The organism is bacterium (assembly GCA_027622355.1).
In the GTDB taxonomy this organism is placed as follows: Bacteria; UBA8248; UBA8248; order UBA8248; family UBA8248; genus JAQBZT01.
This window is the reverse complement of the sequence record JAQBZT010000112.1, coordinates 1-8,572: the sequence shown is the minus strand read 5'-3', so window position 1 is coordinate 8,572 and position 8,572 is coordinate 1. Positions and strand designations below refer to the sequence as shown.

Here is an 8,572-nt window from a genome sequence, read left to right as displayed (position 1 = left end):
TCGACTTCTGCTTCGCTGAAGTCCGCGCCCTGGAACTGATCGCGCACCTTCTCCTGCACAGGTTCGGGCAGGGCCGAGGCCGCGAGCCGCGCCGCAAGGACGCGCGCGCGCGCGGCGCCTTCCTTCATTTTCTCCCTGCCATCGAGCGACCACTCGAGGCCCGCCTCCTCGCAGGCGGCGAGGAGCTCGCCGGGCGTCCAGCCCGCTCCCAGTTTTTCCGCGGCGCCGGGCGCCGCCGCACGAAGCTTCTCAAACACTTTGTCCAGCATCTTGTCCTCCACGTCGGAAACGCCGGCCGCGGCGCGCCCCAACAGCGCGCCTCCGAGCCGGCCCTTGTGCACCACGTCAACGGAATTGACCGCGACGATCTTCCGGAAATGCAGCACCCGGCCCGCCTCCCCCTCGGCGATCTCGGCCTCGGCCATCACGTCGAAGGAAAAGCCGAAGGGCTCGGCGATGCCCCGCTCGAGCGCGTCGTTGGCCATGGCGTGAAACCAGGCGGCGGATTTCGAGACCGCGAAGGCGCTAAGGAGCCCCTCCTCCGTCATCCGCACCTGCCGGTGCCACCCGACGAGGTTCTTGATGTCGGGGCCCTTCCCCTCCGCGTGGTTGGCGAAGGCCTGCGCCCCCTCGAAGAGCGGGGCCGCCGCCCGCAGCACGGCCGCGGGCAGAAACCAGGAGCCATCGCGCGAGGGGCCGGGCCGCGCGATGAGCACCTCGAAATCCCAGGGCCGCTCCTTCGGATCCCCGCTCTCGGCCCCGAGGGCACGGAGCAGTTGACCGGTGAGCCGCATGCTCTGCGGCTTTTTCGCCGTATCGCCGGTCCCCGAAGCGCCCCTTTTTCCTGATCGCCACCTCATCTGCATGTTCGGCTTCCTCTCTTTTCGAGTTTTCCGCGGGGCCCGGACCGGGCGCCGCGCGCGGCCGCGGGGAGCGGCCGCCGTGGATGGGAATGTAAGACAACGCCGCCCGGATCGCGGTGCAGGAAAATCGGGGTGGTTCCGCAAACCGGAAAAAAACGGGGAACTTGTCAGCGCGGGCGCGCTGGGCGAGGATGGCGAAAAGGCGCGCCGGCCCGGCGGCCGGCGATGGGGAGAGGCAGGATGGGACTCGAAGCAATCGTTCCCGGCAGGCTGCTCGGCTCGCTGCCGTGGGCGTACATCGTGGACATCGCCATCATGTGGTTCGTCGCCTACCAGATCTACATCCGCTTCCGCGGCACCCAGGCGATGCGGCTGCTCCTGCGCGTCTTTACGGTGTGGCTCAGCTACATGGTGGCGCAGGCGGCGGGCCTCACGCTGACCGCGTTTCTCCTCTGGGCGCTCTGGCTCGCGGGGCTGATCTTCTTCCTCATCACCTTCCAGCGGGACATCCTGCGGATTTTCATGCAGATGAATCCGATGCGGCGGCTCCCCAGCATTTTGCGGAGCGCGCGCCGCGTCAAGTTCACCGATGAGAACATCGCCGCCGCCGCGCAATCCCTCTTCCGGCTCGCCGAAAAGCGCATCGGCGCCCTCGTCGTCCTCGAGCGGACCGACGCCCTGGAATCCCTCATGCGCAGCCCGGGCGAGGAGATCAACGCCGAGATCCAGCCCGCGCTTCTCGAGACCATTTTTGGGATCGGGAGCTCCTACCACGACGGCGCCATCTACATCCAGGACGGAAGAATCTACCGGGTGGGATGCGTCCTTCCCCTCTCGGAGAGTTTTGATCTCTCGAACGCCTACGGCACGCGCCACCGCGCCGCGATCGGCATCACGGAAAACTCCGACTGCCTCGCCGTCGTCGTCTCCGAGGAGCGCGGCGAGGTGTCCACCGTCGAGGGGGGGCAGATCCAACCCGTGAAAAGCCCCGAGGCCCTCGCCTCCTGGATCGTGTCGCACCTTCACCGGCGGGAGGACGGCCAGCGGAACAGATGGGCGCTGACGCGGGCCACGCTGACGCGGAACTGGCGGCCGAAGCTCGCCGTGCTCTCCGCCGTGATCATGCTCTGGGTGGTGGGCGCCTACCACCGGCAGAACCCGCAGGACATTCTCGCCCAGCTCACCGCGCGGGCGGAGCAGACGTACACGGTGCGCGTTTTTTTCTACAACATGCCGCCGGGGCTTGTGCTCGATGGCGCCGCGCCCCGCAGCGTGCAGGTGCGCCTGCGCGGCCGGGACGATCTGCTCAAGTTTCTCGACCCGGGCAGACTCCGGCTCGCCGTCAACCTGCAGGGGCTCGAGCAGGGCGGGCACGAGCTCTCCCTCGGCGCGCGCCACATCGATCTGCCCGATGGCGTCCGCCTCTCGGGGTTCCTTCCGCAGACCCTGAAAATCCTCCTGAGAACCCAAAAAAAACAGGCCGCCACCCCCCGGCCGCAGCGGCGTTCCGCAGCGGCGGGAGCCGGGGCGAAATGACTCATTTCTTCTCGTGAAAACGGTCCCTTTTCCCCTTGCGCTCCGGCGCCCGGGAACTCATATTTCATAGTGAAAGGACCGCTAAAATCTCGAATACGAGAGAGGGTCCTTGCGTCGGCCGGCGACACCGGCCTGCACCCGGCAAGAGCCGGGGGGAGCCACGGGGGGAAGCGGCTCCAAGGGCGTCGGTTTTCCCGATGGAGGGGCTCGATGAAGCTACCGAGGCATCAGGTACTACAAGTGCGGCCCCAGAGGAATCAGGTGCTGCAAGTTCAGCTACACCGCTCCCCGGATCGTTCCGTCAGCCGATCGGGGAGGGATATCAAAAGCTGACAACCCATGCGGGCGGCTATCCGTCCGGCACGGCCAAAGGGAACATTCTTCCCGGCCGGAAGAGACAAAGAGCACATTGAGCGGGGTGCGATGCCCCGCTCGTTTTTTTTTGTGCGCTCCCGAAAGAACGCGTACACCAAAAAAAAAATCAAAAACCCCTTGCGTGATCGCGGCCCGCTTCCCATATTTTTTCCGGGAGGGCCAATCAGTAAAACGGCCGGAGCACCGGCCGCTCCCCCGGCAAGGGCCGGGGATCCGAAAGGCGGAGCGGGAGAGAGAAGAACAGGAAAGGAGAAAGAAAACGACAGCAATGCCCGCTCCGAGTGAAATCTGGCGAAGCAACGGTTGACGACGAAGGGCGAACAAAGGAAGCAACGCCCGGAAAGGTGAGCCATGCACGCAGGGAAGTTTTCGAAGCTTCCCGGGGAATTGCGCACCGGCCCCGCAGGAAGCCATCACCAGGTATACGGTGCATAACTGACACGGGAGACGATTCTCCCGGCGCGGCGACAGGGAGACGTCCCGGCCGCAAGAGACAGAGAGCACATTGAGCGGGGTGCAATGCCCCGCTCTCTTTTTGCCCGTTTCCGGGCTTCCGCTCTATCCCGTTGACCCCGGCCCCCAAAATTGCCATATTCCGCCCTTGAAGCGGGGGTTTGCCCGCCGGGAGTATGGAGAAAGATGGAAAAAACGCATTCTCCGAGAAAAAAGCTGAAACACCGGCTGCCGAAAAAGATCATCGGCTGCAGCGAGTGGGTCCGCCTGCCCATGCTGCACATTCCCGCCATGAAGGCGAAGGTGGACACCGGGGCGCGCACGTCCGCCCTGCACGCCCTCGATCCGGAGCCCTTTCGGAAGGCGGGGGAGACGTGGATCCGCTTCGGGGTGATCCCCGACACCGCCCGGCCCCATGCCCGTCGGCTCTGCAGCGCCCCCATCGCCGACCGCCGGATGGTGACCAACTCCGGCGGCCACCGCGAGCACCGCTATTTCATCCACACCCTGATCGAGCTCGGGGGCGAAACGTGGGAGGCCGAGGTCTCCCTCACCGATCGGGCCACCATGAAATTCGATCTCCTCATCGGACGTACCGCGCTGCGCGGCCACTTTCTCGTCGACCCGGGCCGGTCATATCTCGCGGGCCGGCCGAGGGAGAAAACAGGGTGGCGTCCAGCCCCCCTCCATCTTTCGCACACCCACAAGGAGAAACGGCATTGAAGATCGCGCTGCTCTGCCGGCACCCCAAGCTCTATTCCCACAGGCGCCTCATCGAGGCGGCGGAGAAGCGCGGCCATGAGATCGAGGTGTTCGACACCCTGCGCGTCTACATGAACATCTCCACCCACCGGCCCGAGATCCGCTACAAGGGGGAGCGCGTCGAGGGCTTCGACGCCGTCATCCCGCGCATCGGCGCATCGGTCACCTTCTACGGCCTCGCCGTCCTGCGCCAGTTCGAGATGCAGGGGGTCTATCCCCTCAACGAATCGGTGGCCATCGGCCGCTCACGCGACAAGCTGCGCTCGATGCAGCTGCTCTCCCGCCGGGGGATCGGCCTGCCGGTGACCGGCTTCGCCCACTCCACCAAGTACAGCGAGGATCTGGTCGAGATGGTGGGCGGCACCCCGGTGGTGATCAAGCTGCTGGAGGGCACCCAGGGGATCGGCGTGGTCCTCGGCGAGACGCCCCGATCGGCCCAGAGCATGATCGAGGCCTTCCGCGGGCTCAAGACCAACATCCTCGTCCAGGAGTTCATCAAGGAAGCCGAGGCCACCGACATCCGCTGCCTCGTCATCGGCGACCGGGTGGTGGCTTCGATGACCCGCAAGGGGGCCGAGGGCGAGTTCCGCTCGAACCTCCACCGCGGCGGCCACGCCGATCGGACCAAGATCACCCCCGAGGAGCGCTCGACCGCCGTCCGCTCGGCGCGGATCATGGGGCTCAACGTCGCCGGGGTGGACATGCTCCGCTCCCATCACGGACCGGTCGTCATGGAGGTGAACTCCTCCCCCGGCCTCGAGGGCATTGAAACGGCCTCGGGCGTTGACGTGGCGGGGCAGATCATCCAGTTCATCGAAAAAAACGCCCAGCCCAACAAGACGAAGACCCGTGGCAAAGGATAGGTCCATTCAGGCCCCCTTCGAGATCGGAGGGCAGGGCGTTCCCCCGGGCGAGCAGCGCACGATCGATCTGCCGCTTTCCCTGCTGTTCGATCACACGCCCGTCACCATGACGGTGAAGGTGGTCCACGGCAGAAGGCCGGGGCCGCGCCTTTTCGTCTCCGCCGCCATTCACGGGGACGAGATCAACGGGGTGGAGATCATCCGGCGGCTTCTGCTCTCCCCCACCCTCTTCCGGATGCGCGGCACCCTGATCGCCGTGCCCGTCGTCAACGTCTACGGCTTCATCTCGCGCACGCGCTATCTGCCCGACCGGCGCGATCTGAACCGCTCCTTTCCCGGCTCGACCAACGGATCGCTCGCGGCCCAGCTCGCCTCCCTGTTCACCGAACAGATCGTCCGACGCTGCACCCACGGGATCGATCTGCACACCGGTGCCATCCACCGGCCGAACTTCCCGCAGATCCGCTGCGACCTCACCAAGCCCGAGATCCGCGAGATGTCGCGCGCCTTCGGCGCCCCCGTCACCCTGCACGCCGACCCCCTGGAGGGCTCCCTGCGCGATGTGGTCCGCGACATGAACATCCCCATCGTGCTCTACGAGGGGGGAGAAGCCCTCCGGCTCGACGAGCTCGCCATCCGCGTCGGGCTCAACGGCATCCTCGGCGTCATGTCGGAAATCGGGATGACCCGCAAAAGGCGCTCGCTCCGGAAAGTCCAGCCGCTCGAAGTCCACTCGAGCTACTGGGTGCGCGCCCCGGCGGGGGGCATCTTCCACACCGTGCTGCGGGGGGGGTCCACCGTGCGGGAAAATCAGCAGGTCGGCATGATCGTCGATCCCTTCGGCGAGTCCCAGGTCGAGGTCAACGCCCGCGAGAGCGGCGTCATCATCGGCGCGACGAACCTTCCCGTCGTGAACCAGGGAGACGCCCTCGTCCACATCGCCCGGGCGAGGGATGTCGTCGCGGCCGGCGCGCGCGTGAGCATCCTCCAGCACGAGGAAGCTGAGGAGATCGGCAGCGGCCCGCCCGTCTAGGCGGCGCGGCCTCCCTGTTGCCAGCCCGCCGCCGAAGTGCGAGATTGGCTTTCTCTTTTCGCTTGCGGTTTATCTTCGAGGAGGAGCTTTCATGCCCGAGCGGCCCCACACCCCCCAGGTCATCCTGCGCTCCGTGCAGGGAACCCAGATGCAGATGATCACCACCACCGGCAGGCACTCGGTCATTCTCGATGAGCCCGAGAGCCGCGGCGGGGCGGACCTCGCCCCGACGCCCTTTGAGTTCTTCGCGGCGGGCTACGCCGGCTGAGGCCTCCTCACGCTGCTGGGAGTGGCGAAAGAGAAAGGCATCCGGGTGGACGGCGCCGAGGTCCACGTCAACTTCAAGCGCAACATCACCCCGAAATTCCACGCGGGCTACCACGCCGACCCCGAGCGGCGGAAGCTCGCCCTGGCGAAGATCACCACCGACTACTACTTCCGGGGGGAGATCACCGAGGCGGAAAAAGCCATGCTCCTCGATGAGCTGGCCAACTGTCCCCTCCACAACACCCTGGCCCAGCCGCCGAAGATGGAAGAGCGCATCCACGTCCTGGGGGCGGGCGAGGCGCCCCCCGCCTACGATTGAGGGCGCGGACTTGAAGGCTTCCATCGGGCGGCGCTCCTGCCGGCGGGAGGACTCCTTCACGACCATCCCCTCTATCCTGAGGAGAAACGCCCATGGCCATCCCGTTTAAAAGACCAACCCCCAAGCACCGCTTCGAGGCCGCGAAGGAGAAGGCCGCGATCACGAGACTCTTCGGCGAACGCGAGGTCCCGGAATCCCGGCCGGGCCGCCTGCTCCTCGCCACGTGGAACATCGCCAACCTGGGGGCGCAGAAGCGGACGGCGGACGCCCTCGAGGTCATCGCCCACATCCTCCGGCGCTTCGATCTGATCGCGGTGCAGGAGGTGAACGACAACTACAAAACCTTCGAGTCCGTGATTCAGGAGGCGGGAAGTTCGTTCGGCTACATCATGACCGACACGGCGGGCAACGAGGAGCGGCTCGCCTACGTCTACCGCAAGGACAAGGTCCGGCCGCGGAGCCTTTTCGGGGAGCTCGCGCTGCGCCCCTCCTCGTATCCCAAGCACACCGTCCGGGTCAGGTGGCGCGGCAAGGACAAAAAAGAGCACGTGGACGTTTTCCCCAGCCACCGCTTCGTCCCCTTCGACCGGAACCCCTACATCGGCTCCTTCGCGTGCGGAGCGATCGACTTCACCCTCGCGAACGTCCATCTTTACTTCGGGGAATTTCAGGACTCCAAAACGCGCGAGCTCCGTAAAAAGTACGCCCGCCGCGTTCTTGAGATCTTCGCCCTCAGCAAGTGGGCCGGCTCGCGCCTCGGCGAGAAGAAAACCACCTACGACAAGGACATCGTCCTGCTCGGCGACATGAACGTCCCCGCCATGGACCCGGAGGAGAGCACCTACAAGGCACTGATCAAATTCGGCTGGAAGCCCGTCGAGTACGTCTCGCGCACCGCGGGCTCGAACCTCGGGAACGACAAGACTTATGATCAGATGGCCTTCGCCCCGGGCAGCATCGGCCGCCGCATCACGGCCCAGGGGGTGTTCGACTTCGACAACGCCCTCTTCCGCCCGCTCTGGGAGCGCCTCGAGGAGACCCTGCCCAAGAGCCGCGCCATCGGCCTCTTCAACCGCCACGTCAAGCACCACATCTCCGACCACCGGCCGCTGTGGGTGGAGCTGGATGTGGAGTGAAGGAGGGGTTGACGGGGGTGTTGGGGTTGGTGGATAGGATTAATCAGGGGGGGAATTCACTCAATAAGAGAAATAATTTTATGTAAATTTGACTCCTTGTCGATATACGGGATCATTTTGGGAATAAACCGAAAGTTCTTCTTTCTTTCAAATTCTTTAATGAACCCAACAGACGGAAAAAATATTACTTGTTTCGCCTCCAAGGAAAAAGGATCTTCGTACGATCCCCAATTCATTTGATGAAGCATCCCCCAAAATTTACTGTCTCCATAAATCTTAGCAGCAACTTTTTCTAATGCTATTTCGTCAGATACAACAAATTTGTTAAATTTCCTGAACTGCAATAAACGTATGTCAATTGGGATATTTATTTTATCTCTTTCTTCAGGTTTTTTCGCCTGCATTAACATAGAGTTTGCAGGAATAATTTTCAGACCCCAAACAGAACTTCCGAATTCTTTAGAAGCATAATTCCATACATCAACGAATCCGGGAATTGCTACAACATTTACCGGAACAAACGAAGAAGTAAACTTCAACCCCAAGTTCTCGAAACCTTTTACTTCGGAATCGTCAAGACTTATTAAAAAATCAACCGGATCTATTAAACTTGATGTCCCGTATTTCGGCCATCCCCAAATTGCCTCAGACACAGATTTCATTGTCTTTTTGCGCACCACAATCGATGCCAAGCGTGACCATTCGCTTATATATATCTCACAAGAACTAGCGGGTAGCTCGTCCATAGGGATTTTCAAATTATTCTCAAAGGTAAAAAAAACACAGTTTTTTTGAGGAATGGTACGTTCAAAAAATAGTGCAAATCGCTCTTTGCTCTTTTTCTTGTCGATGAAGTCCTTTATGACTTTCAATTTTTCCAAAGAATAAATATTTTTATCTTGATAAGCCGTTTGATCAGCCACTCGATAGAGCGCCTCACCCCTTCGCCTTTGACGTAGAACCTC

9 protein-coding genes are annotated in these 8,572 nt (G+C 62.8%); 7 read left to right on the top strand and 2 right to left on the bottom strand.

What is annotated here, in order from left to right; all coding sequences use genetic code 11:
* A partial coding sequence (locus tag O2807_08045) for a hypothetical protein (protein MDA1000451.1) occupies positions 1 to 860 on the bottom strand: 860 nt, incomplete at its 3' end.
* Between the two features lie 243 nt (positions 861 to 1,103).
* Between O2807_08045 and O2807_08040 the strand changes: the two genes are divergently transcribed.
* The 7 genes from O2807_08040 (at position 1,104) to O2807_08010 (ending at position 7,607) form a co-directional block, all read left to right on the top strand.
* Entirely contained in the window at positions 1,104 to 2,399 is a 1,296-nt protein-coding gene (locus tag O2807_08040; protein MDA1000450.1) for a diadenylate cyclase, read from the top strand.
* A 1,014-nt stretch (positions 2,400 to 3,413) separates the two neighbouring features.
* Entirely contained in the window at positions 3,414 to 3,950 is a 537-nt protein-coding gene (locus O2807_08035) for a RimK/LysX family protein (protein ID MDA1000449.1), read from the top strand.
* Entirely contained in the window at positions 3,947 to 4,852 is a 906-nt protein-coding gene (gene rimK, locus O2807_08030) for a 30S ribosomal protein S6--L-glutamate ligase (GenBank protein MDA1000448.1), read from the top strand. Before O2807_08035 ends, rimK begins: the two co-directional genes overlap by 4 nt.
* Complete coding sequence (locus O2807_08025) at positions 4,839 to 5,885, top strand: succinylglutamate desuccinylase/aspartoacylase family protein (protein ID MDA1000447.1); 1,047 nt, start codon at positions 4,839 to 4,841, stop codon at positions 5,883 to 5,885. Before rimK ends, O2807_08025 begins: the two co-directional genes overlap by 14 nt.
* A 91-nt stretch (positions 5,886 to 5,976) precedes the next feature.
* Positions 5,977 to 6,153: a hypothetical protein gene (locus O2807_08020; GenBank protein MDA1000446.1), complete on the top strand. Its 177-nt coding sequence runs from the start codon at positions 5,977 to 5,979 to the stop codon at positions 6,151 to 6,153.
* A gap of 21 nt (positions 6,154 to 6,174) precedes the next feature.
* Positions 6,175 to 6,471 (top strand): hypothetical protein, encoded by a 297-nt coding sequence (locus O2807_08015; GenBank protein MDA1000445.1) that lies wholly within the window; start codon positions 6,175 to 6,177, stop codon positions 6,469 to 6,471.
* A gap of 92 nt (positions 6,472 to 6,563) precedes the next feature.
* Positions 6,564 to 7,607, top strand: coding sequence for an endonuclease/exonuclease/phosphatase family protein (locus O2807_08010; protein ID MDA1000444.1), 1,044 nt, complete (start codon positions 6,564 to 6,566; stop codon positions 7,605 to 7,607).
* Positions 7,608 to 7,663: 56 nt separating this feature from the next.
* Here the strand turns inward: O2807_08010 and O2807_08005 are convergent.
* A partial coding sequence (locus tag O2807_08005) for a hypothetical protein (GenBank protein MDA1000443.1) occupies positions 7,664 to 8,572 on the bottom strand: 909 nt, incomplete at its 5' end.

Bases quoted from the DNA above. Each gene is read 5' to 3' on its own strand.
- O2807_08040 (MDA1000450.1), top strand. From the start codon at position 1,104: ATGGGACTCGAAGCAATCGTTCCCGGCAGGCTGCTCGGCTCGCTGCCG.
- O2807_08035 (MDA1000449.1), top strand. From the start codon at position 3,414: ATGGAAAAAACGCATTCTCCGAGAAAAAAGCTGAAACACCGGCTGCCG.
- O2807_08020 (MDA1000446.1), top strand. From the start codon at position 5,977: ATGCCCGAGCGGCCCCACACCCCCCAGGTCATCCTGCGCTCCGTGCAG.
- O2807_08010 (MDA1000444.1), top strand. From the start codon at position 6,564: ATGGCCATCCCGTTTAAAAGACCAACCCCCAAGCACCGCTTCGAGGCC.